This window comes from Levilactobacillus wangkuiensis, from assembly GCF_016861605.1.
Classification (GTDB): domain Bacteria; phylum Bacillota; class Bacilli; order Lactobacillales; family Lactobacillaceae; genus Levilactobacillus; species Levilactobacillus wangkuiensis.
In genome coordinates, this window is the sequence record NZ_BOLM01000003.1 from 109,547 (window position 1) to 133,825 (window position 24,279).

At 51.4% G+C, this 24,279-nt stretch carries 21 protein-coding genes; 12 read left to right on the forward strand and 9 right to left on the reverse strand.

Annotation, left to right across the window (positions count from 1 at the left end):
• Positions 1–294 precede the first annotated feature (294 nt).
• The gene (locus tag JUF13_RS02855; protein ID WP_203637621.1) at positions 295–2,238 is read right to left on the reverse strand and encodes an acyltransferase family protein; all 1,944 of its coding nucleotides are present in this window, start codon (positions 2,236–2,238) and stop codon (positions 295–297) included.
• Between the two features lie 981 nt (positions 2,239–3,219).
• Here JUF13_RS02855 and add point away from each other — a divergent pair.
• The 10 genes from add to JUF13_RS02905 all read left to right on the forward strand — a co-directional run bounded on the left by add (position 3,220) and on the right by JUF13_RS02905 (position 14,827).
• A complete protein-coding gene (gene add / locus JUF13_RS02860; protein WP_203637622.1) occupies positions 3,220–4,257 on the forward strand; it encodes an adenosine deaminase in 1,038 nt (345 codons plus the stop codon).
• A 947-nt stretch (positions 4,258–5,204) separates the two neighbouring features.
• Positions 5,205–6,029 (forward strand): phage integrase N-terminal SAM-like domain-containing protein, encoded by an 825-nt coding sequence (locus tag JUF13_RS02865; protein ID WP_203637623.1) that lies wholly within the window; start codon positions 5,205–5,207, stop codon positions 6,027–6,029.
• Positions 6,030–6,092: 63 nt separating this feature from the next.
• Positions 6,093–6,947 (forward strand): polysaccharide deacetylase family protein, encoded by an 855-nt coding sequence (locus JUF13_RS02870; RefSeq protein WP_203637624.1) that lies wholly within the window; start codon positions 6,093–6,095, stop codon positions 6,945–6,947.
• Positions 6,948–7,762: 815 nt separating this feature from the next.
• Complete coding sequence (locus tag JUF13_RS02875) at positions 7,763–8,296, forward strand: L,D-transpeptidase (protein ID WP_203637625.1); 534 nt, start codon at positions 7,763–7,765, stop codon at positions 8,294–8,296.
• A 267-nt stretch (positions 8,297–8,563) separates the two neighbouring features.
• The gene (locus tag JUF13_RS02880; RefSeq protein ID WP_203637626.1) at positions 8,564–8,770 is read left to right on the forward strand and encodes a hypothetical protein; all 207 of its coding nucleotides are present in this window, start codon (positions 8,564–8,566) and stop codon (positions 8,768–8,770) included.
• Between the two features lie 262 nt (positions 8,771–9,032).
• Positions 9,033–9,293, forward strand: a complete 261-nt coding sequence (locus JUF13_RS02885) for a hypothetical protein (RefSeq protein ID WP_203637627.1) — start codon at positions 9,033–9,035, stop codon at positions 9,291–9,293.
• Between the two features lie 303 nt (positions 9,294–9,596).
• A complete protein-coding gene (locus tag JUF13_RS02890) occupies positions 9,597–10,325 on the forward strand; it encodes a hypothetical protein (RefSeq protein ID WP_203637628.1) in 729 nt (242 codons plus the stop codon).
• 221 nt (positions 10,326–10,546) lie between these two features.
• Positions 10,547–12,538, forward strand: a complete 1,992-nt coding sequence (locus JUF13_RS02895) for a hypothetical protein (RefSeq protein WP_203637629.1) — start codon at positions 10,547–10,549, stop codon at positions 12,536–12,538.
• 188 nt (positions 12,539–12,726) lie between these two features.
• Positions 12,727–14,478: a hypothetical protein gene (locus JUF13_RS02900; protein WP_203637630.1), complete on the forward strand. Its 1,752-nt coding sequence runs from the start codon at positions 12,727–12,729 to the stop codon at positions 14,476–14,478.
• 79 nt (positions 14,479–14,557) lie between these two features.
• Positions 14,558–14,827 (forward strand): type II toxin-antitoxin system RelB/DinJ family antitoxin, encoded by a 270-nt coding sequence (locus tag JUF13_RS02905; protein ID WP_203637631.1) that lies wholly within the window; start codon positions 14,558–14,560, stop codon positions 14,825–14,827.
• A 390-nt stretch (positions 14,828–15,217) separates the two neighbouring features.
• On the opposite strand, the gene JUF13_RS02910 is transcribed toward JUF13_RS02905, so the two are convergent.
• The 7 genes from JUF13_RS02910 to JUF13_RS02940 form a co-directional block, all read right to left on the reverse strand.
• Entirely contained in the window at positions 15,218–15,892 is a 675-nt protein-coding gene (locus JUF13_RS02910) for a putative quinol monooxygenase (RefSeq protein ID WP_203637632.1), read from the reverse strand.
• A 15-nt stretch (positions 15,893–15,907) separates the two neighbouring features.
• The gene (locus JUF13_RS02915) at positions 15,908–16,498 is read right to left on the reverse strand and encodes a DapH/DapD/GlmU-related protein (protein WP_225893649.1); all 591 of its coding nucleotides are present in this window, start codon (positions 16,496–16,498) and stop codon (positions 15,908–15,910) included.
• Positions 16,499–17,330: 832 nt separating this feature from the next.
• Entirely contained in the window at positions 17,331–18,239 is a 909-nt protein-coding gene (locus JUF13_RS02920; RefSeq protein ID WP_203637633.1) for an amidohydrolase family protein, read from the reverse strand.
• Positions 18,240–18,251: 12 nt separating this feature from the next.
• Complete coding sequence (locus JUF13_RS02925; RefSeq protein WP_203637634.1) at positions 18,252–18,893, reverse strand: NAD(P)H-binding protein; 642 nt, start codon at positions 18,891–18,893, stop codon at positions 18,252–18,254.
• An 89-nt stretch (positions 18,894–18,982) separates the two neighbouring features.
• A complete protein-coding gene (locus tag JUF13_RS02930; RefSeq protein WP_203637635.1) occupies positions 18,983–19,930 on the reverse strand; it encodes an aldo/keto reductase in 948 nt (315 codons plus the stop codon).
• A gap of 47 nt (positions 19,931–19,977) precedes the next feature.
• Complete coding sequence (locus JUF13_RS02935; RefSeq protein WP_203637636.1) at positions 19,978–20,337, reverse strand: MerR family transcriptional regulator; 360 nt, start codon at positions 20,335–20,337, stop codon at positions 19,978–19,980.
• A gap of 31 nt (positions 20,338–20,368) precedes the next feature.
• On the reverse strand, positions 20,369–20,779 hold the full coding sequence (locus JUF13_RS02940) for a DUF2255 family protein (RefSeq protein ID WP_225893648.1): 411 nt from the start codon (positions 20,777–20,779) through the stop codon (positions 20,369–20,371).
• A 160-nt stretch (positions 20,780–20,939) separates the two neighbouring features.
• On the opposite strand from JUF13_RS02940, the gene JUF13_RS02945 reads away from it, so the two are divergent.
• Positions 20,940–21,821 carry a LysR family transcriptional regulator gene (locus tag JUF13_RS02945; protein WP_203637638.1) on the forward strand — a complete coding sequence of 294 codons (882 nt, stop codon included), beginning with the start codon at positions 20,940–20,942 and terminating at the stop codon, positions 21,819–21,821.
• A 446-nt stretch (positions 21,822–22,267) separates the two neighbouring features.
• Here JUF13_RS02945 and JUF13_RS02950 read toward each other — a convergent pair whose 3' ends face one another.
• Positions 22,268–22,849: a DapH/DapD/GlmU-related protein gene (locus JUF13_RS02950; protein WP_203637639.1), complete on the reverse strand. Its 582-nt coding sequence runs from the start codon at positions 22,847–22,849 to the stop codon at positions 22,268–22,270.
• 215 nt (positions 22,850–23,064) lie between these two features.
• On the opposite strand from JUF13_RS02950, the gene JUF13_RS02955 reads away from it, so the two are divergent.
• Positions 23,065–24,225 carry a low temperature requirement protein A gene (locus JUF13_RS02955; RefSeq protein WP_203637640.1) on the forward strand — a complete coding sequence of 387 codons (1,161 nt, stop codon included), beginning with the start codon at positions 23,065–23,067 and terminating at the stop codon, positions 24,223–24,225.
• Positions 24,226–24,279 lie beyond the last annotated feature (54 nt).

Here is a 24,279-nt window from a genome sequence, read left to right on the forward strand (position 1 = left end):
AGGACGTTCACCCAAAAACATGGGTAAAACGTCCTGTCGTAAAGATCATTTTATATTTAAGAGTTCAAAACGAACGTCCCACAACAAGCTCACAAACCCAAACCAGTCTCAGCCGTGAGGGCGGTAAAAATGAGCCCAGCCGTGGGATTTACGATGCGCTAGCAGCGTAAATGGTGTCTTTGAGACTCGCTTCTTGAGGCTCAAAGCAAGTCCAGAGACCGTCCTTTGGCTCTGGGCGTCCTGCCCACAGCGTTCCGGTCTCATTTTTACCGCCCGGTAAGGCGTTGCCAGAGACTATTTCGCGTTAGTGACCTTGGTGATGGTCTTGGCGATGAGGGAGGTGTAGTAGCGATTCCCATGGTCGTTCGGGTGCACGTGGTCGCTAACGAACCAACTACTGTGGTTCTGCGCCGTCGTGTACCAGTCGATCACGTGAACGTTCTTGTACTTGTCCGCCGTCTTGTTGATTCGGTTGTTCACGGAATTTTGCCATTCACGCGTTGGCACGTGAGCCGTGACCCAGAAAATCTGGCGATTCGGGCCAATGGCGTGCACGATTTGGTCAGCCTGCGCTGGCGTCACGTACCCGTTCGTCCCGATGTTGACCAGCACATTTTTGGCGAGCTGACCGCGTTGCGACAAGCTGCTAATGATGCCTGGCATGGCATCGGCCTGACGACCCACAGCCCCGTCGACGATGGCGCCTGGGAAGACCTTTTGCAGGTCACCGGAGTCATCCAACAAGACGGAGTCCCCGACCGCCGTCAATGGCGTTTGCTTACTGGTCATCAACTCATCGGCCGTTAAGAAGTAATACTTCGCCGTCTTCTGGTTGGCCTTGGACATCTTGGAGAATGCCACGGCCTTTTCGTGCTTACGTTTGGAAGCCGCCTTGGCTAAGGCCTTCTGCTTCTTGGCGGCCGCTTCGTTCTTCTTCTTAGCTGCGGCAGATCGTTGCGTAATCGTCTGTTGCAGGGCCGTTGGCTTGGCTGCGGCAGGCTGTTGGACAAAGCCGACTGCCGTTAAGCCAAATAGCAAGGCCGCGACAACGCCCAAACTGTTGACCAGCCGGTGCGCCCGTGGTTGTTGCAGGTAGCTTGCCACGTCATTGGTGATTTGCCCGTAGTGGTAGTGCCGCATGGGATTTTCGATCCAGCGGTAACTGATCTCGGTGACCAGCATGATCAGAGCCACTTCAATTAGCGAGTTTAACAACGGATGATTCCCAATGTTGATCCGTGATTCGTAGAAAATCATCACGGGGAATTGGTACAGGTAAATGCCGTAGCTTCGTTGGCCAATGTAGCTGAAGGCGCGGTTAGTCAGCACCCGGTTTAAATCACTCCCGGGATGGGCCACTGTGCCGACCAGGATACCGGACAACACCGTGAACCAGAACATGCCGCCCCGGTACGTGCTAGCCGCTTGGCCATTCATGGTAAAGAACATGTAAACTAAAGTCAGTAAGGACAAACCCCCGGCCACATCTAAAATGACCCGATGGGCGGTCGTCACATTTTCATTAAGCTTATGCGCTGGCCACAGAAAGGCCATGGCGGTCCCGACCAGAATCGCAAACATCCGTGTGTCCGTCCCGTAGTAAACCCGGTTAGTGTTGGCGGGATCGTACAGCACAGCCATTGCGATTGCTGAGCAGATGGCGATACCAAACAGAATGGCGGCTGCCCGTGCCCGTTTACGCAGGAACCAGAGGAGTCCCAGCACAACGAACGGCCAGATCAAGTAGAATTGGCCTTCAATGGACAGCGACCACAGATGGGTAAACGGTGACTCGCCACTGAACCGGTCGAAGTAGGACTGGCCGTGTTTAATTTCAAACCAGTTATACCCGTAGATCATGTTGGTCAGCACGGTCCCCCGAATATTGGCCAACAAACTCCGCTGAAACAGCGTGATGTACGCCGTGGTTCCCAGTAACATCGTGACTAGCGCGGGATACAGTCGTTTCAACCGTCGCCCGTAAAAACCTAAAATATTAATGCTATGGGTTGAATCCCATTCTTGTATTAGTAAATAAGTAATTAAATAGCCAGAAACTACGAAGAAAATGGGAACCCCTAAGTAGCCCCCTTGTAGCGTCGATGGCGCCAGGTGATAGATGATGACCCCCAAAACGGCTAGTGTCCGAATCCCGTCGAATCCGGTTATGTACCGCCGCTTGCCCGCGCGCCGGTTGCGGATGAGCTCCCGCGTAAGCCGCGTGTAAGATTGATCCATTTTAATTGCTCCTTCTCTTTTGAAACCAGTAACTGCCAAGACTGGTCATACTCCCCCGAATGGTGGTACGCCAAGTTGTTTAAGTTGCTAATGTTATTTATGATATTGACTTATTTTATGGTGATTCACTTGTCAACCAAACTAATTGCCATCCAAGCTGGTCTAATCAGCGGTCATAATCGCGCCAAATTAGCCTTTTTAATTAAACTAATCATATAATGTTTACCCCGCGGAAACAATGGTTTTGCGCCATTTAAAGAAAATGTAAAATTTGACATCTTAATCAGCATTTTCACGGGTAAAGCTGCCTGCATGAAACCAGTCAACTCACCTGCGAGAATCGCAAACCAAGAGTTCCTAAAACAGTTGGGTAAGCCTAAATATTAGCACGAAACCCGATAAATAGCACCCCTTAATCGTTCAACGGGGAAGTCAGCTCAGTCCCCAGCCCAACGCTCACGGGAACCCTAGCCACCGCCCACTCGCAAAAAATATTTTGGCTGGTACCAGCATTAATTAGGTCAACGAAACAACCGCCTCAGGACGTACGCAAGCTACCGTCAAATACTGACGTTTTTCTGAGGAGAAAGTCCGTTCTTCGCTGCGAACCCGTCAAAACCAACCTAATTTGCACTGATAGTTAAACGCTTACATGGTATACTGGAAGGAAGCTATTGGCTGAAATTTCATTTGATCATGACTAAAAACAATCAGCCACACCATCTGGGCTAAACCAGTGTTAGCCGTGAGGGCGGAAAAAATGAGTCCAGCCGTGGGATTTACGGTGCGCTAGCAGCGTAAATAGCGACTTTGAAACGCGGTCTTGGCGGTTCAAAGCGAGTCCAGAGACCGCCCTTTGGCTCTGGGCGTCCTGCCCACAGCGTTCCGATCTCATTTTTTCCGCCCGGTAAGGCGCCACCCAACGCCAAAGTTCAGCCCAGAATGGCGTAGTACGCTACATATTGAAGGAGGAGTTCAGCAATGTCCCACGTCAAACCTTTTACTAAAGAAAATGTCCAACAATACCCCAAGGTTGAATTGCACTGCCACCTCGATGGCTCACTCTCTCTGTCCGCCCTGCGGAAGATGGCCGCTGTCACCGGGGCCGAACTGCCCGCCGACGATGCCGCGCTTTACGATTTGACCACGGCACCCTTGGAAACGGACAGCCTCATCCAATACCTGAAACGATTCCAAATTGTGACCGACCTGATGCAAACGCCGGAACAACTGAAGATTGCCGGCTACGACATGGTCGAAACGGCCGCCAAAGATGGTCTCATCTACTTAGAAGCCCGGTTTGCCCCACAAATTTCCACAGCCAAGGGCCTTTCCGTTGAAGAAGTCATCGCAGCCTTGCTGGACGGCTTACATGCCGGCACCAAACATTTCGGCATCCCCGTCAACGCCATCGTCTGTGCCATGCGTGATCGCCCACTGGACGAATGCATCGACGTATTCCAGACGGCGGCGAAATTCAAGGACCAGGGTGTGGTCGGCTTAGACTTTGCCGGCGATGAATTCAATCACCCAGCTTTGGAAATCGCCCCCGCAGTCAAGGCTGGTCTCAAAACGGGCTTGCCATTCACGCTGCACGCTGGCGAAGCGGGTCCCGTGGATAACGTGGCGGTCTCTCTGACGTTAGGCGCCAAGCGTATCGGCCACAGCGTACACATGAGTGGCTTCCCAGCAACCATCGAACAAGCCAAGCGCGCGGGCGCCACGATTGAAATGTGCCCATCCAGCAACGTGCAGACCAAGGCCATCGACGGCTACGAAAACTTCCCGCTGGCAGAGTTCCTCAGTGCCGGTCTGAAGGTCACGCTAAACACCGACGACCGCACCGTCTCCGATGTTACGTTGACCAGCGAGGTCATGAAGATGCACGAACAATTTGGCCTGAACTGGTCCCTACTCGAACGGCTCACGCTAAACGCCATCGACGGCGCCTTCATCCCCGAAGACCAAAAGGAACAGCTCCGCGCCAAGGTCAGGGCGGCAGAAACCGTCACGGCTTAGGTATTAAATGATATGAAACGATTAGGGCACGCCGGTAAATTTAGGCGTGCCTTTCCTATTGAGCCAAAAGCGCCAACCTACGGCTAGACAGCCGTTGAATGGTATACTCAAGTTAACGTAATTATTGTTTAGCAAACCTACAGTAATTTTTTGCTAGCGAGATAAATTTAACCACCCAACCACCAACTCACCAGCCATCCACGACCACGTCTTTCAAATTAACGCGGCTGTGAGTGACCAGAAGCGGATCAAGTTGCCCAGCTGTGTCGGTGGCCTTGACTGGCGTTCTGTGCCAGCCTAGCCCACGGGACGACCTTTGAGACCGCCCTTCGGCTCAAAGTCTAGGCGGAATCCCGCTTTTCAGGCTGGAGCCGACCCCATAGCAAGGCAACTTGAATCCGCCGGCGAAATGTAACCCGCCCAACCACCAACACACCTACCACCCACGACTACGTCTTTAAAAATTAACGCGGCCGTGAGTGACCAGAGGCGGGCCAAACCGGCCAGCTGTGTCGGTGGCCTTGGCTGGCGTTCTGTGCCAACCTAGACCACGGGGCAACCTTTGAGACCGCCCCTCAGGCTCAAAGTTGAGGTGGAAGCCCGTCCTTTGGCTGGAGCCGACCCCATAGCAGGCCGGTTTGAGCCCGCCGGCGAAATTTAACACCCAACCACCAACACACCAGCCATCCACGACCACGTCTTTCAAATTAACACAACGTGAGTGACCAGAGGCAGATCAAGTTGCCCAGCTGTGTCGGTGGCCTTGGCTGGAGTTTTATTCCAGCCTAGCCCACGGGACGACCTTTGAGACCGCCCTTCGGCTCAAAGTCGAGCTGGAAGCCCGCCTCTCAGGCTGGAAGCGGCCCCATAGCAGGGCAACTTGAATCCGCCGCCGGGAACGCAATGAAACTAGCAAAGTAAATTTTAAAAGAAAGTGAGGCGGTTGGATGCCGCAAGAATACCCCTACCAAGACGCCTTCAACCGGTTACTAACCGACCGGGCCATGGCCGAAGCCACGCGCGACGAATACACGACCACGCTGAAGGATTTCTTCCATTACTTAGAGAACTTCAACCCAACTTATCAGAAGACCCACCGCGTGCGTGATCTCCAAACGCAGGACGTCGAGCAGTACCTCAGCATGTTGCTCACCGCCCGCCAAATCCAGAATCAGACCTACAACAAGGTGTTGTCCCACCTGAACATTTATTTCAAATTTTTGTTCTCGCACCGCTGGACGCCCTACTTGCCAACGCTGGACCTTAAAAGCAAGCCCAAGCAAGCGCCGCAACCGGTCAACTATCGCTGGGTTGACGACCTGACCGACTACCTCGCCGATGAGCGGCTCCACATTTATACGCGTCTGACCCTCCTGCTGGTGTCACAGGGCTATCCCGTGCAAAGCTTCCTCAAGCCCGGCGTGACGGAAAAAATCGATACCCACGATTGGCCAGCTACCGTCCAGCCCTTTCTCAAGGCCTTTCGGGACTTCATCGACCCGCTTCAGCAGCGGTTTCTTTGTGACGACTGGTTTCTCAAGCAACGGGCCGCGGCCGACCCCCATTTGACGTTGCCGGGCCTCCACAAGTATTTGAAACCGGACGAAGCGGTCATTGGCTTTGCCCTCAGCCCTACCGTCCTCTATCAAGGTTACTTAGTTAACTATCTCCGGCGCCACCCGCAAAAGACCGACAGAGAGGTCACCGCGGCGTTGAACCTGCCACCGGACTCCATCGATTATTACCGCCGATTGAGCCAACGGGCTGATTAGCCCAAGATTTTTTCATTAAACTATTTATAATAGAGGTAAGACTAGATTTTGGGGGAATCACTGATGAAAAAGAAATGGTGGCTACTGGGGAGCTGTCTGGCGTTAGTGGCCGTAATTTTGGGGACGGTCACGCTCACCCAGTTTCGCAAGACAAACGTTCAAACGGCACCGGCGACGCACAACCGGGTACCGCAGGAAGATGTTTCCGCAACTGAGGTCACGGTAAAAAAGCCCGAACCCTGGATCAAACTCAAGCATCCTTTGAAATTGCCAATCCTGATGTACCATAGCGTGGCAACCGGCAATCAACTACGGGTGCCCAAGAAACAGGTCGTGGCGGAGCTGACCTATTTGGAAAAGCACCACTATGAAACGCTGACCACGGCGCAAGCCATTCGCGCGTTGACCACGAATACCGTGCCGCAGAAAAAAGTCGTCTGGATTACGCTGGACGACGCCTACAAGGATAATCAGAAAATTTTGCCAACGTTGAAAAAGTACCATCAACACGTAACCATCAACGCCATCACGGGCTTCACCCACAAGGCCAACCACCTGTCCCTGGCGCAAATGAAGGCGCTCAAGGCGACCGGCCGCGTGGACTTTGCCAGCCACACGGTCCAGCACCTGAACCTGAATAGTTTATCAGCCACGCAACAACGACAAGAGCTGGTGAATTCTAAGCGTTGGCTCGACCGCGAACTCAATCAGGATACGCAAATGCTGTGCTACCCGGCTGGCCGTGCCAACAAGATCACGCACCGTTTGGCTAAGCAGGCGGGATATAAGCTCGCATTGACCACCCAGGAGGGATTCGCCCAGATGTCCGAGGGCCGCTACAACCTGTCACGGCTGCGAATCTCGCCGGGCATGACGACGGCCACGTTTGCCGACTTGATTCAGGTCACGAACTCTTAAGGCAAATAGATGAGCCTTTTCGTTCCCGGCGGTGGGCTCAAAGCGCCCTGCTGTGGGGTCGGTTCCAGCCTGTGGAGCGGGCTTCCACCTCGACTTTGAGCCAAAGGACGGTCTCAAAGGTCGTCCCATGGGCTAAGCTGAGAAAAGCCGCTCAGCTAAGACCATCGACACAGCTGGACACTTTGGCCCACCTCTGGTCACTTACACGGATCACTTTTTTCCTAAATATTGTGTTTCTTCCGAACGGGGTTCAATTGTCCGTTCAGATGTTTGATAAAATGTAAGCGTACCCATTGTCAGCTTTATCACTTCGGCGTACAATGAAGTTAGTTAAAACGTGCACAAGGAGGTCAACATTATGGGGAGCTTAGCCACATTATTAACCTGGTCCGCAATGATTGTTTTGATTGGTGCCGAGATTGTTCGGGGAATTTTTATGTTTCGTGGGTAACTTAAATTGAAGTTAAGTCAAAAGGAAGAAGCCAAGTCGGCCTCTTCCTTTTTTTGTGATCAACGCTAACTAGCGTCAATCCTTATAGCTTGCACTTACGGTAGCAACTCTCCATTTTTATCGCCCACACTTACGGTAGTGGCTCACCATTTTTATAGCTTGCACTTGCGGCAGCAACTCTCCAATTTTAACTATCTGTAGAATACCGAATCCGCGTGGCAAAGTAAAGCATCCTGATTCCTTACTACACCTGCCCCATCAGCCATTCAACTCAAAAATAGTTGGCAACCTCTTTAATTTGTCGCGTTGACAGGCTTGTCACCTCCTAATAGAATGATAATGTATTCTACAAGGAGGAATTCCATTGAACAAGGTAAAAATTATCATCACGACCCTTTTGGCCATTGTTGGTCTGCTGGGTGGCGTTGGGACCAACGCTGTCACTGCCACGGCCAGCACCACTCCCAGCTGGAAACAGCCATCCGAGAGCAAGGCGTACCCCAATTTGAAGAAATATAAGCACGCCTACCTCAAGGTCTCCATCGCCAAGCAACGCGTCTACGTGAAGACCAGCAAGCACCGGGTGCTCTACACCATGGTCTGCTCGACCGGGAAGAAATCATCCCCGACCCCGACCGGCACCTTTCACATCCAGAACCGCGGCAAGCACTTCTACAACGCCAGCTCTAAGGAAGGCGCCAACTACTGGACGTCCTTCAAGGACTGGGGGACCTACCTGTTCCACTCCGTTCCCGTCAACGTGCACGGCAAGTACGTCGTCAGCGAGGCCCACAAGCTGGGCAAACGCGCCAGTCATGGCTGCGTGCGCCTGAGCGTTGCCGATGCCCACTGGATCTACAGCCATGTGCCTGCTGGGATAAAGGTTGTTATTCGCTAAGAACCAAATCAAAAGAGTTTAGCCCACCTCACACTGGCTAAACTCTTTTATTTTTGAATCCTGTTTTGCGACGACAGACGCACCTTTAACCGCATTATAATATGGTATACTGAACTTATTCTAGTCTAAAATTACTGATAGGACCCGTTTGCGTCCCATCATTGAAGGGAGTTGCGCACACAATATAATAACTTTAGAAATTCATTCGAACTCGAAAATCTTTATACTGTAGATAAGCGGATTCGTAACCAATCTGGGGCCTTCTTAATGCCGATACTTCTCTCAGATCCGGCAACCGTGCAAGATAAGATTCAACACCTGATTCAGTTACGGATCAGTATTCCAGGCAAGAAGAAAGCGCAAGTGCTAAAGGACCTGGATGTGATTGGCATCAATCTGGCATTTATCTACCCCGATTTATCCAATGCCGCCCAATATCTGAAAGATCCTCGTTTGCATGACGATTTGAATTAAGAATTTTAGTAATCTGAGGAGCCTAATTTTTAGATAATAGACATTATCATTAAATACATCTATTAGATTAGCTAATCTTCCTTAATTTTCGCTCTCAGAAGGCCAATATCTTGATCTTGTACTTAACTAAAATCAATCTGTTTTTTACAATCGTCCAATCTGAGCAATTGACCTTAATGATCTCCCGGTTACCACGGTCAATCCAATCTACACCCACCGAAAGAACCTAGTCCAAATCAAGTTTGACCCAACGACACAAACGGTGAACGAGTTAGTCACCACTCTCTTTGGGCATGACCCAAATCATAATCGTAAGCGTCTTCTGTTGAACCTCTTGGGACATGACAATGACTTCAACTTAACGGTCGAAGACCTAACAGATTCATTTGCGACAAACGAGCGCGAGGAGTTAACCGACGATGATGTCGACTCGACAAATCAACAATCCGAAATAGAATTAAAGAATGACGAGTTAGACATCGACGAAACTGACAGTTTGCAAATTAAAGATGTCGTCATCTAACGTCCCTGACAAACCACAGGGGTATTACACCCGACACCTTCGTGTCATTTCTTCAATCATCACCCTATGCACTGCGTCACCCACTCCAAATTAGTGACATGTAAAGTTCTCACGAACACCATCACGTTCATGACTATCTTTACTACATAAATAATCAACAATGGGTTTGCAACAGAACCAACACGCGGTATGATAACTTTGTTGCTAAATGAGAACAACATCAAACGGAGCAACGAACCAATGAATCAAACACCAAAACAAAATTTGATAATAGTGAAACAAAAATCGAAAGGATGATTTAAAATGTTTAAGAGTAAATCGATGAAGCACAAGTTAATTATGTCAGTTATGGTAGCGTCAGCAACGTTAGGCTTAGCGCTAGTTGTTCCAACGTTTACTGGTTCTAACAACGATGTAACCGCGTCGGCTGCTGGTAAGTATGTATATAACGGTAAGACTTATAAAACTGAAAAAGCGATGTTTGCAGCTGCCGATGCTGATGACCCAGCATCAGTTAAAAAGACGATTGCTCAAGATAAGAAAGATGATGACGCTTATAATAAAGAAGCTAATAAAAAAGCAACTGCTTCAGCAACGTATAACGCACCAGCAAAGAAGACTACTTCTAAAAAGAAGGTAACTAAGAAGGTAGTCAAGAAGACCAATAAGAAGAAAGCAACTAAGAAGTACGCTTACAAGGTTTCTAAGTTAACTTCGAAGAAGACCAAGTCTAACAAGTACGTCAAGGTTACCGGTAAAGTAAGCGTAAGCACTAAAGCGTTAGCAGCAAAGCATCACGCAAAATGGGCTCGTATTACTACCTACAAGGGTTACAAGTATGTACGTCTCAACAAGCACAACAACTTCAAGGCTACTATCAAGGCTCCAAAAGCTAAGAATACTTGGGCCAAAGCAGGGTATTACACCAAGAACATGAAGCACGGTAAGGTCGTTAAGAAGCATGGTAAGATTGTCTACACTTTCCACTTACTCTCAGCCTCTAAGAAGGTAAGCGTTAAGGCTTACAAGTAATACCGACACAAATTAATAGTCACCATCATGTTACCGAAGAGCCTGCAAATATTTTGCAGACTCTTTTTTATGCGTTCTAAGTAACGAAGAACTAACACAATGTACATTGATGGGCTTTGATATTGGACCGATTGGGGTATTAAACCAATCAATACAGAATGTTGAGGTGTACTTATGATAAATAAATATAAACAAAATAACAGAGAAGAGAGGTTTTAGGTATGTCACATAAACTACCAGTGTTAGCCATAACCTTAGCAACATTAGGAGTTACTGGGTTATCAATGATGCAATCATCAGTTCAAGCAAATGCAAGTTCTTTTAATGATGTAAGAAAAGGTAATTCGACATATACAACATTTTATTCAGAACTAGCGAAAAATGGTTTTGCTACACGTCATTCACGTCATATTGATTTTGCAAAGGCTCCCGACCCATATTTTAATCCAGTATGGAAAAAAGGTAAGACAAAAGCGTATAAAGTACGTGGTACTACAATGAGTACGTACTATGATGGTGGTCCTGGATTTAGTGCTAACGGAAATCAAGGTACTTTCTACCGGTTAAGTAGTAACCCTGCAATTCGTTATACATATGTTGGTACTTTCCGTGGTAAGAAAGTCGATATGATTATTCAGATGGGTGGGTATAAAGGCGAACCGCTAAAGAAAACAGTTGGTGGTACTCATGTTTCATACAAAAATCAAGCTATTGTATTTATGACGAATAAATTTGGTATAGCTACACCTAAGTCACGAAATACTCAAGGTAAGGCATATAGAAATGGTAAGATTTATAAGAATATTAGTATGAATGATTCAGCTTCTCATGCTGACATTACTATCCGTATTGTTAATCATGGTACTAATACAAATGTTAAAGCGGATGCCGACCATACTATTGGACTAGGATTTATGGAAATGGAACCAGCATACCTTAAGGCAGCTGGCGGTCGTCATTACACATTGGGACAACGAGTAATGACTTATTCAAATCCAACTGAAGTTGGTAATTATACAACAAAAGCTGGTAAGTCTAACATTGACCGTGAGTTTGGTGAGTTTGGGGTATTGAAACTTAAAGATGACACCCACTTTCCTGAAAACTATTTCAACCATGACTATACCGACTTTGACGGACCAAAGACTCGTAATTCAGCATTAGCTGTATATAAAACATCAGAGATTGGTGTAAGTTGGCGTGGTCATGCGCCGTGGACAGATTTGCTTGATATTAGCGGTATGAAGCTACCTCAAAAGAAAGCTCCCAAGCAACCTGCTCCCAAGAAGTACGTTGGTCCTCAATCTTCAAATCCAAAAACTTACAAAGCAACATCATCAGCTCTAGCTGATTATACAAAGTCCTTCTCTTGGAGAATTGTACAAAAAACAAAAGCTGCTAAATTCTCTGGTAAAGGGTATACCATCACCGATACATTACCAGGCGGAACTACAATTTCATCAGCTACAGCACCTTCTGGTTGGTCCAAGTCTGTATCAGGTAATAAGATTACATTTAAGGCAACCAAGAACGTTTATAAGAAGTCTAATGCTAAGACTTATAGTTTTATAGTGACAACAACAACTACAAAGTCTCAAGCTATGCATCATACTAGTTTCAACAACCATGTCACATCACGGCGTAAAATCTCAAAATCTAAGTGGCAGACAAAAAACTCAAACACAGCAAAGTGGACGTTGAAGAACGAAGAAATCAAGGGGTATTTCATTGATTTTGACCATCACGACTATGCCGTTGCTAAGGGTTATGACATCTTCACACCTAAACAAATTTATAATTCAGGTGTAACGTCAGGTCAAAAGACGATTGTACCAAAAGCAGAAGTAGTAGCGCCAGATAATGGTAAGTTATACAAACTTGTTCATGGTCCTAAGGATGGGACATACGCAACCCCATCAGAAATGAAGTGGACTTCAGCTAGAATCAAGATTGTTAACAACTATTCAACTGGTGTTAGAACTATCGGGTATACCAAAAAGGGTAAACCAATTACAGAAACTTACCGATACGTTTCATCTCAGTCGTTCCCCAATGGTAATGACAAGCAAATCCACTACTGGTACTACAGAACTAAGTGGTACCATCAAGTTGGTCACGCTAAGCAAGGCACCGACCCTAACCCTTACACCGATTCAACCGACCCTGATGGTGATTTAATTAAGGCCGATGGTAATCAGGGTGAGTTCTACTAAATCGATAATTCTTCAGGATCAACACGGCAGTTGGGTTTGACTTGAGTTTGGGGTATTCACAGCGCTTTGCTCCGCTTCAATGATCTCCTCATCCCCACAATCCAACTCGTTCCCCTATCCCCCACCCCCTAACTACGGTAAACTAGAGGTAATTGCCTCACCACAGTCACTCACAAAGGAGTTTATCTATGCTTTTAGTTGCACTATTTGGTACCCTGACCGCACTGGGCATGACCATTCTGGCCTGCATTCAGCGGCCCACCCGCTGGCAGTTACTGGTCAGCACCTACGTGATCTTTTACCTGGTCGCGCTAGGCATCGTCTTCAGCTCACTTCCCAGCAAGACGCCCGCCAGCCTGATTGGCATGAACCTGATCTACGGCATCCTCTACCTGCCCCTGCTCCTCATCAGCAGTCCCCAGGCCAAGGTGGAAGTCGAGCGGAAGGCCAAACGCCCGCGTAATCTTTTTGAACAGAATTTTAATTTTCGCCTGCCACGCATCAATTTTGGCACAAAACTGGCCGCTGGTGTGCTGGCTGTTTTAGTCGTCCTCGGCCTGTTCGGATCCTTACAAACCCGCTTTGGCGTCAAGGCCGTCTACAATTCTCTGCGCATCAAGACGGTGAAAACGGCGCCCCTGCTGGACAAGAACGCCACGCCGATTGCCATTTCGCCCAAGACCGTTCGTAACAAGATGAACAAGGCGATGAGCACCGTGCCCAACACCTCCTACTACAAGCTGGGCGACCTGCAAACGCAAGTCGTGAAGGGCAAGACCGTCTACATCGCGCCGGTCGAGTTCGATGGCTTCTGGCGCTGGCAACGGGCCCGCAACACGCCAGGATACTTCATCATCGACGCCACCAACGTTAACGCCGAACCCCACTTCGTTAAGCAATCCATGAAATACACCCCGAGCGCCTACCTCTTCGACGACGCGCAACGGGTCATTTACAACCGCTTCCCCAGCTGGGTTCAGGAAGGCCAACCCCAACTCGAGGTCAATGACCAGGGTGAACCCTTCTTCATCCAAACCGTCTACAAGGCCCGCGGCGTTTCCCGGCGAATCAACTACCGCAGCCTCCACGTGGTCGTGTTAAACGCCAAGACCGGCGCCACCCACCTCTACACGGCGGCCGGTGCGCCCGCATTTATCAACGAATCGATTGCCTCCTCGACGGCCGCGGAAATGAACCAGATTTTCGGTCGTTACGGCAACGGGTTCTTCAACGCCTACTTCAACAAGACCGGCGTCAAGCTCCCCAACAGCAACGGGACCGAGGATGGTGTCACCCCCGTCGCCGACAAGCACGGCAACATTTCCTACTTCAACGACTTCACCTCGCCCAAGACCAGCGCCGACTCGACCATGGGTTACTCCATGATCGACGCACGGACCGGGACACTGACCTACTACACCGGTAAAAATATCGGGGTCATGGACAGTGATGGGGCCAAAAAGATTGCGGAAAAGGAATATGTCGCCCAGAAATGGTCGGCCACGATGCCAATTATGTACAACATCGACGGCACGCCGACCTGGGTTGTTTCCCTGCTAGACTCCACCGGGGCCTTCCGGAGCTACGCCTACATCAAGGCGGCCGACCAGAGCGTCAAGGCCTATGCCACTACGGCGGCCCAGGCGCTGGACCAATACCGCGTGCAACTCGCTGCGGCCGGCTCAACGGCCAGTTCCACCGCCACCAAGCTGACCAAGGTCAACGGGATTGTCACCCGAGTCGCCATCGTGCCCAACGGCAGTACCCAAAGCGTGCTGTTCGCCATCAAGGGCAACGATTACCTCTGGTCGGTCGGCACCGGCGACTACCCCAAAGCGGCACTCCTCAAGGCCGGCGACCAGGTCAAACTGACCGCCAACGTCAACAAGCAGGCCAAGACCGGGACCGTGCAGTCGTTTAAGAATGAGACGTTTAAATAGGCCCTTTCTCAATAATCTGAATCGGATTAACGTCAATTGTTTTATCGATTGACAGGAAGACGCAATGAGGTGAGTAATCATGGATAAGCAAACAACCCTAACCATTCGTCTCAACCAGGATGTCAAAAAAGCAGCTCTCAAAGTTGTGGCTGATATGGGACTCGACATAGACACGGTCATCAACTTATTTTTAGCCGAGCTTGTGCGCACCAACCGGTTGCCTTTCAACCCAACCGGACCAGGCTTTCCGACTATTTGGCATGATGATCCACGAGAAATTGCTACCTTTAACCAAAGCATTGGTTTAGCCGATGACGGGAAAAATTACGGTCATGAGCTATCTGATTAACAAATTATCTGAGTATTCAAAATGGTGTCACCCACAAAAATCGGGTGACACCATTTTTACGTTAATATTCACACCAATTAAATCATTCATGTGGTCAAGTCACGGTGGGCTAAACCCGTATCAGCCGCAGAGCTGGGAAAACTGGACTGACTAGGGCAGTGTCAGTGACCAGAGGCGAATCAAAGTGCCTGGCTGTGTCGGTGGGCTTGGCTGAGGTATTTTCTCAGCCTAGCCCACGGGACAACCTTTGAGACCGCCCTTTGGCTCAAAGTTGAGGTGGAAGCCCGCCCTTCGGCTGGAACCGACCCCACAGCAGGGCACTTTGAATCCGCCGCCGGGAACGGAAACGGCCAGGCCCAGTTTTCACCAGCCCAGAGGCAAGTACGCGGTTTACTCCGCCGTAAATGCTAGGCCACCGTGATTGACCAAGGTGTCGCCCGTCAAAACGGTCGCATCCGCCGTCTGAATCAGCGGCTGGGCCGCCGCTTGATACTGCTTGAATCCAGCCGTTTGGCAATGGGCCTTGAACGCCGCCAAATCCTGGTAAACCGTGAAAATCACCCACTGATCTGGCGCATCCACAACCTGCCCCACGGCACCGACCTGCAGACCCGGTTCGGCCGCCATGGCCGCCTGTAAATACGGCACCACCACTGCCTGATAGGCCGCCGTCTGTCCTGGCTGTACGGTTAATGCCATCAGCTGAATAAAGGCTTCATTCGCCGGATTACGGTATAGCGGTTGCGACTGTTCCAGCAGCAATTTGGGCGTCAGGTTCACGACCGTTTGCTGGGTCACAGCCCGTTTAGCTACCGTCTGAAACGCGGCGAACTGCGGTGAGTGCGCATGGATTTCATAACTGGCAGCATCGCGATACACCTCAATCACCCGGTTGTGCAGTCCGGCCGGGTCCACGTGACTCGTGTACATCGCCAACGTCCCCGGTTCATTTTGAATCGACGTCGTTAAATTTTGGGTGCCCACTGCGACAAAGTTTTCCCGTTCCACCGCGGTAATTTCTAACTTGAATAAGCGAAACAGGGGTACGACTGATTGCTTGGTCATCTGCTTGCTCCCTTTCTACAGCGACTTGAGTGCGGGCAACGGCTTGATGACGCGCGCGGGCACACCAGCCACCACCGTGTTGGCCGGCACATCTTTGGTCACGACCGCCCCGGCACCAACTACGACGTTGTCACCGATGTGCACGCCACCAATCACGGTCACGTTGCCACCAATCCACACGTCGCTGCCAATCGTAATCGGCTTGGTCGTCGTAATCAGGTAGCGACTGCCATCCGGCCGCACGCCGAACCGCTGCGTCGCGTCCAACGAGTGAGCGCCACAGTACAGCTTCACGTCCGGCGCAATAACGACCCGGTCGCCCAGGGTGATACGGTTGGAATCCTGAAACGTACAGTTACCGTTGATAAATACATCATCGCCAACCGAAATGTGGGCCCCATAGACCGCGCTAAACGCCCCATTGATTACGAAGCGTTGCCCGGTTTTGGCAAAGAATTGTTGCATGGCATCAGCCCGTTTGGCGGTGTCCTGACTGGTATTGATCACTGAAAGCAGACGCTTCCCCTTGGCAATCATTCCCTGCAGTTCGAGATCCCGGTAATCGTAAGCTTCACCGGCTAATAGTTTTTCGTGTTCCGTCTTCAAAATAGCTGGACTCCTTTTCGGGTTAAAGATACTTTGGCTAATGTTTCCGGAGTAGTGAGAATACAAGAACAATTCCGTTCCCGGCGGTGGGCTCAAGGTCCCCTGCTATGGGGTCGGTTTCAGCCTGAGAAACGGGCTTCCACCTCGACTTTGAGCCAAAAATCGGTCTCAAAGGTCGTCCCGCGGACTAGGCTGAGAAAGTCCCCCAGCCAAGACTGCCGACACAGCTGGGCACCTTGGCCCACCTCTGGTCACTCACATCGACCAAGTCATTATCACACTCTTAGGCCACTAATAAGTAAGTGTTTAACCCATAAATGTATTCCTTGTTAATAGCTAGTTGGTACTGATTACCAACTCTTCAATTCTGTTTAACCCTAGTCAATTTTTATCTATCAATTCTACTCTTCTAACTCAATTCATCTCTAACATAAACAATCAACCAACAAATGCCGACTAGATCAAAACCAGTCGGCATCAATAAACAAATTTATAAACATCCCCAACACGCCCACACCTAACCGGCCAGCCCACGGGCTAAACCTGTGTCAGCCGCAGGGCTGGGGAAAACTGGGCTGACTAGGACAGTGTCAGTGACCAGAGGCGGACCAAGGTTCCCGGCTGTGTCGATGGCCTTAGCTGAGGTTTCCCACTCAGCTTAGCCCATGGGACAACCTTTGAGACCGCCCCCAGGCTCAAAGTTGAGGTGGAAGACCGCCTCTCAGTCTGGAACCGGCCCCACAGCAGGGGACCTTGAGGCCGCCGCCGGGAACGACCAGCACCGCGTTCCGGCCCAGTTTTCACCAGCCCGGAGGCACTGACAACGACCAGTTTAGCCCATGAGTGCTTGCCAGTTGGTGGTGAAGATGGCTTGCTGCTGCGGCGCCGTCAGGTCCATATTCCGCACCGCCTGTTCAATCACCGCCGTCGGTCCCACCGGTGGAATTCCAAACGGTGAGTCCGTGCCAAACAGCACGTGATCCAGCCCAAAGAAGTCGACCGCAAGTGCCAGCGCCTTGGGATTGCCCAGGATGGCCGTGTCCACGTAGAACTTCTTAAAGTCCGCGTAGTTTTCAGCCGACTGGATGTACTTGATGCGTTGGCTGAAGTACGGGACCATGGCCCCGGCGTGGTGCACGATGACCTTCAAGCCAGGATATTTGCGGAAGTATTTGGCCGCCACAATGCCGTTCATGGCCTGCGTCAGCTCGTACTCCCAGCTAAAGGTCAGCTCGTTATCGGTCTTGTGCGTATCGAAAACGGGATGGAGCCAGATGGGCGCGCCGACCGCCGCCAATTTGGCAAAGATCGGTTCGTAGGCCGTGTCCGTGATGGGCTTACCCAATGCCTGGGTAAATAGTTGCACCCCAACCAAGGCATCGCTGCCGGCCACCTGGTCGTCAATCAGCTGCAAGGCGGCGGGCACGTTGTTCAGTGGCAACATGGCCACGCCAGCCGGGAAAAACTCACGGTTGGCCCGCACTAAATCAGCGATTTCCGCGTTGGCCTGGCGGCAGAGTTCGGCCGCCTGATCCGGACCCACGAAGTCTTCCGGGTTCAAATTGACCGCGGAAATAATCTGTTGATGATCCGCTGGCAGACTGGCCCGGTGTTGCGCCACATCCGTCAATAGATCGTTTTTCATATACGGAAAGTTGTCTAAAATATTCGGGTGGATCGCATTCATTTTGGCTAAAAAGTTCGCGGGTAAGACGTGTGCAAAGACATCGATGACCGTCATCGTGAAGCCTCCTTAGTACCAGCTGGGCTTGTCGCCGTCAGTACCGGGCTTGTCCAGACCCACGCTAGCGTTTTGATACGTGCTTGGGTCGGCGATGACTTTCAGCGCGAAGTCCGCGACACTCTGCCGGGAAACCTCGGTGCCCTTGAAACCATCGGCCAAGGTCGTGACTTCATAGGCCACTTCATCGTTGTCGGTCAACCAGGCTGGCCGAATTTCCGTGTAGGTCACGCCGGACTTTTCAACCAGGTCGCTGGTCCGACGGAAGGCTGGCAGGTAGGCGCCAATCATCTGTTCGTTCCACTCGCCAAATTTGCCGGGAACTTCACGGTGGGCGCCCAAGGAACTGATGTAGATCAGACGTTGCTTGCCGGTTGCTTTCATCGCGTCAACCACACTTTGGGTTTGGACATCGAGGTCCGCGCCACCCAAATTGGAATAGATGATGTCGGCGTCAGCCATGGCATGGGCCACAACCTCAGTAACATTTACGTCGCCGTCAATCAACGTTACTCGAGGATTGGCAGCCAATGGTAACAACCGCGAAGCGTTACGCAAGAACAGCGTCAGCGTGACGTCCGTTTCATCTAATAAGCGTTGGGTCAACAGCTGTGCCATAGCACCATGGGCACCAATAATCATTACTTTTGTCATCTGAAATTCCTCCAACTATTTTTGATTTAACATGTCTTTTAGTGTGTGACTGATTTATTCAATTTCGCAATAGCTTCATTGTACTCTAATTAGACCATAGGTGCTTCCCAGGAGCCCTTGGTATCAACATTAGCGGCTTGGGCCAGTGTTTCTAATTGGGTAATTTCTGCATCCGTCAACGTCAGAGACATGGCCTTGGCCTCGCTCGGAATGTACTTGTCCTTGGTGACCCCGATGATTGGCGTGGTCCCCTTGGCAATCGCGTAGGCCGTAGCCACTTCGGCAGCCGAGGCCCCTTGCTTCGCACCAATTGCCTGCAGGCCGGCCGTTAAGGCGCTCACCTGTGGTAGAACCTGGTTGTAAATGCTCCCGCGCATACTGTCGGCTGGCAGCGGATTGGCCACGTTGTAGCGGCCACTCAGCAGGCCCTGTTCGAGCACCATGTAGGCAAAGAACGTGATGTCATGTTCGCGGCAGTAGTCAATGATGCCCGCCTCTTCTGAGGAACGGTACAACAGGCTGAAATGGTTTTGCACGGCGGACACCTGAATACCGGCCTCGTCTAAAATCTCGTTGGCCCGCTTGATTTGGGCTAAATTGTGGTTGGAGACCCCGACGCGCTTGATCTTGCCGCTCTTCACCAGCGGAATCAGTTGGGGCGTCCATTTTTCCACGTCGGCCGGGTTGTGAATCCAGTAAATGTCGATGTAATCCGTGTGCAGGCGCTTGAGGCTGCCCGCCAGCATGTCGGCGACCTCGTGATCACTGTCGCCCGCGGCCATCTGTGGCGTGAACTTGGTGGACAGTTGGTAGCTCTCACGCGGATAGTCCTGGAGCAGCTCGCCCAATTTATCCTCGGAGGCCCCGGAACCGTAAGCGTAAGCCGTATCCCAGAGGGTTAAGCCCGCCCCCATCGCCGCCGTAACGACCGGTTTCAGGTCCGTAGCCGTCAAATGATTTCCAAAGACTTGGCCATCCGGCGTGTCGCCCCAAGCCCAAGTTCCTAAAGCAATTTTCGGTTGATTGTCAGTTAACATATTTAAAGCGCTCCTTTTGAGTAAACTTCATGTTCATTTTACAATCGTTAATGGTTGCCCGCCGCCATCGCGACTGGCAATGTAGCCAGCTTATCTTCCAGCCGTCCCAAGGTTTCCTGCAGCTGATCGATTTGGTCGTGGAGGACGTCGGCCTGGGTCGTCAGGATTTCCCGTTGCGCCAGCAGATTATCTTCACTATCTCGTAGCGTCATCAGCCGTTTGATTTCGGCCAACGTGACGCCACAGTCCCGCAAGTCTAAAATGTCTCGCAGCTGTTTCAAATCAGCCGCGCTGTAGTCGCGCATCCCACTGACGCGGGCTACCGGCGCAACCACGCCAATCTGTTCGTAGTATCGCAGCGTCCACGCACTCGTGTGCAACGCCTTTGCCGCTTCGTTGATTTTCACGTGAAGTCCTCCTTCTCATCCTGAGTTAACGCTAATTCGTGGGTAAAATTTCGACCGTTGCTGACCGCGGTCGGTCCTGAAGCATCGGCAACAGGTAGGCGCTCGCCGCATATTTTTCGCGGTAAGCCACATCGATTCGGGCCAGCAGCTGGGCGTCGTCCGTAACCGGGACGAAGGCCACTTTGAAATTATGACCGCTTAAATGAATCCGTCCGCCGCGTTGCTGAACGGCGGCTTGGTACCAGGATGACTGTCGACCGTGCCAGGCCCGGGCGTACAACCTTCCTGCGACCACTACGGACCAGATCCAGGTCGGCGTACCGTACGTTCGGCCGTCGCTGTAAAAGGGCGACACCCGCAGGTCATCGGCGACCGCGAATGCTTGGGCGCGAGCCGGTGTCCAGTGGCAAATGGCTGACGTCTGTTTTTTCTGTGGTTCCAATGGGCTGACCTCCTTTCGTTGTTCTCTACTGGGACTATCATAAGACTTGTCTAGACTCATGACTAATACTTAATCTAAATCGTTTTCCATGCTTTTGAGGTATACTAATGACAATAGCAAGCTTGCTTCGTCACCCCACCACACTAAGGAGTTGTGTCTCATGGAATTGCGTGTTCTCCGCTACTTTTTAATGGTTGTTCAGGAAAAAAATATTTCCAAGGCCTCGGAACGGCTGCACGTCTCGCAGCCGACCGTGTCGCGCCAGCTCAAGGACTTAGAAGATGAACTGGGCACGACCCTCTTTGAACGGGGAAGTCGGACTATTCAGCTCACCCCCGACGGCGAGTATTTTGCCAACCAGGCCCGTCAGATTCTCTCATTGACGGACAAGACGGTGGCCAATATTCATCAGGAAAACGATATCCGCGGCGCCGTCTTCATCGGCAGCGCCGAGGCCCGCAGCATGTTGACGGTCGCCCAGGCCATTGGCCGGCTGAACCAGCAGTATCCCCACATTCAAATCAATGTCGTCAGCACCGATGCCGCCGAGATTCACCAGCACCTGACCTCCGGCGTCTTTGACTTTGGCGTGGTGATGGAACCCCTCGACAAGTCCGATTATGACTTTCTCCGGCTGCCCGGCGAGAGTCGTTGGGGCTTGCTGGTCCAAAATAGCTCGCCCCTGGCCCAACAGGCCACCGTCAGCCTCGACGATGTCGCCCATACCAAACTGATCTTGCCGCAACAGGGGGGAAGTCGCCGGATTCACGCGGTCTTCGGTCTCACCCAGGACGACCTCGACGTCGCCGCCACCTACAATCTGTTGTACAATGCCTCTTTGCTGGTCTCCGCTGGCGTCGGTAATGCGCTGGGTCTTGATGGCATCGTCAATACCAACCAGTCCGATTTGACATTCGTGCCGTTGGCGCCACGGACGTCTTCTGGGGCTAGCTTGGTTTGGCTGAAGGGGGCGCGGCTGTCGTTGGCGGCACGGGCGCTGCTGACGCAGATCCGCGCCGAACTAACGCCAACTGAAAATTAGACTGGTCGTTGGTGGGCGCCTCCGGGGCGGTGAAAATGGGCCGTGACGCTGTGGGCGCACGTCTGCCGTTCCCGGCGGCGGGCTCAAAGCGCCCTGCTGTGGGGCCGGTTCCAGCCTGAGAAACGGGCTTCCACCTCGACTTTGAGCCAAAGGGCGGTCTCAAAGGTCGTCCCATGCTCTAAGCTGAGTGAGAAACCTCAGCTTAGAGCATTGACACAGCTGGTCGCTTTGGCCCGCCTCTGGTCACTAACACTTGCCACGCGTGACCCATTTTCACCACTCCTGCGGCTGACACTGGTTTAATTTTCTGTGCAAATGATTCCAGATTTCTGTGATGATTGTCTTCAATTGCCTACAAGCCGCGATTACTTCTAAAAAACCAATTGGATTCCACAGACTGCATTCGCTTTCCAACAATCAATTCATTCTATTCTGCTAACACAGCCTTATTCCTGCGACGTCCCCTTCACCCGGCGCAACACCCTGGCCGGGGAACCGACGACCACCATGTTGGCTGGGACATCCTTGGTGACGACTGACCCCGCGCCCACGATGGCGTTTTCGCCGACCGTGACGCCCGGGAGAATCATGGCGCTTGCGCCGATCCAAGCGTTGCGGTTGATGTGAACGGCCCTGGCCTGAACGTTGCGGCGCTTCGCCGGGTCCTCCAGGTGGTTGACCGTGATCAGCATGGCACCGGGCCCAATCAAGGCCCCCTCGTCCAGATAAATACCGCCGAGGTCCACGAACATCACGCCCTGATTGACGTAGACGTTGTCCTTGATGAAGATGTGCGGACCGAAGTCACTGTGGACCGGCGCGTTGATCTCCGCCGACTCTGGGACAGAGTAGCCCACGACCTGACTTAGCGTTGCGCGGCGTTGTTCCGGCGTTTGGTCAATGTGGTTGAACTTCTTTAACAGTTCCTGCGTCCGTTGCACAGTCTGGTTGATGATCTGAAAGTCTTCACCGTTGAAGTCTAACGGCTCGCCGGCTAGGGCTTGTTGAAAAATTGCGGGTTCTGGCATATCACGATTCCTCCATTTGTTTTGAATGTCCCTCAGTATAGAAGCTCGCACCATCTATATCCAATACTTAAATTAAATCGCCTCCTATGCCTAAATTGCATAGATTTTCGACTACACCTGGGACCAGCTAAAAGTAGTCAATCTTCATGTCTATCCTCCCCCAGCGGAACGTGTATAATATCTGGTATATCCTAAAAACTTTTGGGGGCCTTCATTTGACAACCAATCATCGATCCTGGTGGGGTGCACCGCGGACCATCACCAATACCATTGAAAACCGAAAAATCTCCTGGCTCGAACTCTTTTCGGACCTGGTCTACGTCGTCATCATTCACAGTTTCGTGGAGAATCTCTCCGCTCATTTCAACCTCTACGGCTTCGTGACATTCTGGGTGCTGTTCCTGTTCTTCTTCAACACCTGGACCAACATGGTGCTGTACTTCGACCTGCACGGGGAAAATAACCTGCGAAACGTTTGCTTCGCCCTGCTGCAAATCGTGGCCGTGGCCATCACCGCCACCTTCACGCCGGACGTCTTCGCGGGGCACTACACCGGGTTTATCCTGGCGTACTCGTTTAACCAGCTCATCTATATGTACCTGTACTTAAAAACCATGATTGCCGACCCGCTCCACGCCACGACGACGCGACCCTTCCTAATCGCCTATGTCATTGGCGAGGCGCTGTTCATCGGCAGTATCTGGGCACCTAGCCTGGCCGTCCAACAGGGAGTCGTCATCCTGAGCTTGGTCATTTTCATCAGCACGGTCATGGCCGAGAGCGGTAATTTTGACCGTGAATTTAAACTGCGAGACATTCCGTTTGAACTCAACTCGGCCGTGCTGGAACGCTACGGATTGTTCACCATGATTGTGCTGGGTGAATCGCTCGCCGGCATCATCGAGCACATGTCCGAGGAGCACACCCACCTGACCGACTACACCCACTTTGTCATCGCCATGGTCTGTATCATCGGCACCTGGCTGCTCTACTACACGTTGATGGACGAACGCGAAATCACCGCCCACCGCTACTGGCCAATTTCCCTGTTCCGGGGCGTGCACCGCTTTCTGATTGCCTGCCTGACGCTGCAGTCCTTCTTCATTGCCCAAACGGTGGAGTCCAGCGACCCAGTTTACTACCGCGGACTGATCATTGTGACCGTCCTGATTCTCTGTGCGTTATTGGCGTTGACCGCACCCAAGCTATACAACGTCACGCCCATCGCGTCTAGGCAGGTCACTTGGCTCTGTGTGGGCATCGCCGGGACCCTACTTATGATGTGGGTTCCAGCAGCTATTGGTTCCGTCGTCATCGACCTGATCCTGTTGACGCTGGGCGGCTGGACCTGGGTTCGCGCCGAACTTATTAAATAAAAATTACGTCGTTTGGTATCAATAGTCGCAATCGAAAATCCCTTCCCTGGCTTT

What these genes read in the sequence shown, in the direction of transcription:
- JUF13_RS02905 (WP_203637631.1), top strand. Translation starts at nt 14,558, where the DNA reads ATGGATAAGCAAACAACCCTAACCATTCGTCTCAACCAGGATGTCAAA.
- JUF13_RS02910 (WP_203637632.1), bottom strand. Translation starts at nt 15,892, where the DNA reads ATGACCAAGCAATCAGTCGTACCCCTGTTTCGCTTATTCAAGTTAGAA.
- add (WP_203637622.1), top strand. Translation starts at nt 3,220, where the DNA reads ATGTCCCACGTCAAACCTTTTACTAAAGAAAATGTCCAACAATACCCC.
- JUF13_RS02925 (WP_203637634.1), bottom strand. Translation starts at nt 18,893, where the DNA reads ATGACAAAAGTAATGATTATTGGTGCCCATGGTGCTATGGCACAGCTG.
- JUF13_RS02945 (WP_203637638.1), top strand. Translation starts at nt 20,940, where the DNA reads ATGGAATTGCGTGTTCTCCGCTACTTTTTAATGGTTGTTCAGGAAAAA.
- JUF13_RS02930 (WP_203637635.1), bottom strand. Translation starts at nt 19,930, where the DNA reads ATGTTAACTGACAATCAACCGAAAATTGCTTTAGGAACTTGGGCTTGG.
- JUF13_RS02855 (WP_203637621.1), bottom strand. Translation starts at nt 2,238, where the DNA reads ATGGATCAATCTTACACGCGGCTTACGCGGGAGCTCATCCGCAACCGG.
- JUF13_RS02950 (WP_203637639.1), bottom strand. Translation starts at nt 22,849, where the DNA reads ATGCCAGAACCCGCAATTTTTCAACAAGCCCTAGCCGGCGAGCCGTTA.
- JUF13_RS02890 (WP_203637628.1), top strand. Translation starts at nt 9,597, where the DNA reads ATGTTTAAGAGTAAATCGATGAAGCACAAGTTAATTATGTCAGTTATG.
- JUF13_RS02865 (WP_203637623.1), top strand. Translation starts at nt 5,205, where the DNA reads ATGCCGCAAGAATACCCCTACCAAGACGCCTTCAACCGGTTACTAACC.
- JUF13_RS02920 (WP_203637633.1), bottom strand. Translation starts at nt 18,239, where the DNA reads ATGACGGTCATCGATGTCTTTGCACACGTCTTACCCGCGAACTTTTTA.
- JUF13_RS02895 (WP_203637629.1), top strand. Translation starts at nt 10,547, where the DNA reads ATGTCACATAAACTACCAGTGTTAGCCATAACCTTAGCAACATTAGGA.
- JUF13_RS02870 (WP_203637624.1), top strand. Translation starts at nt 6,093, where the DNA reads ATGAAAAAGAAATGGTGGCTACTGGGGAGCTGTCTGGCGTTAGTGGCC.
- JUF13_RS02900 (WP_203637630.1), top strand. Translation starts at nt 12,727, where the DNA reads ATGCTTTTAGTTGCACTATTTGGTACCCTGACCGCACTGGGCATGACC.
- JUF13_RS02880 (WP_203637626.1), top strand. Translation starts at nt 8,564, where the DNA reads ATGCCGATACTTCTCTCAGATCCGGCAACCGTGCAAGATAAGATTCAA.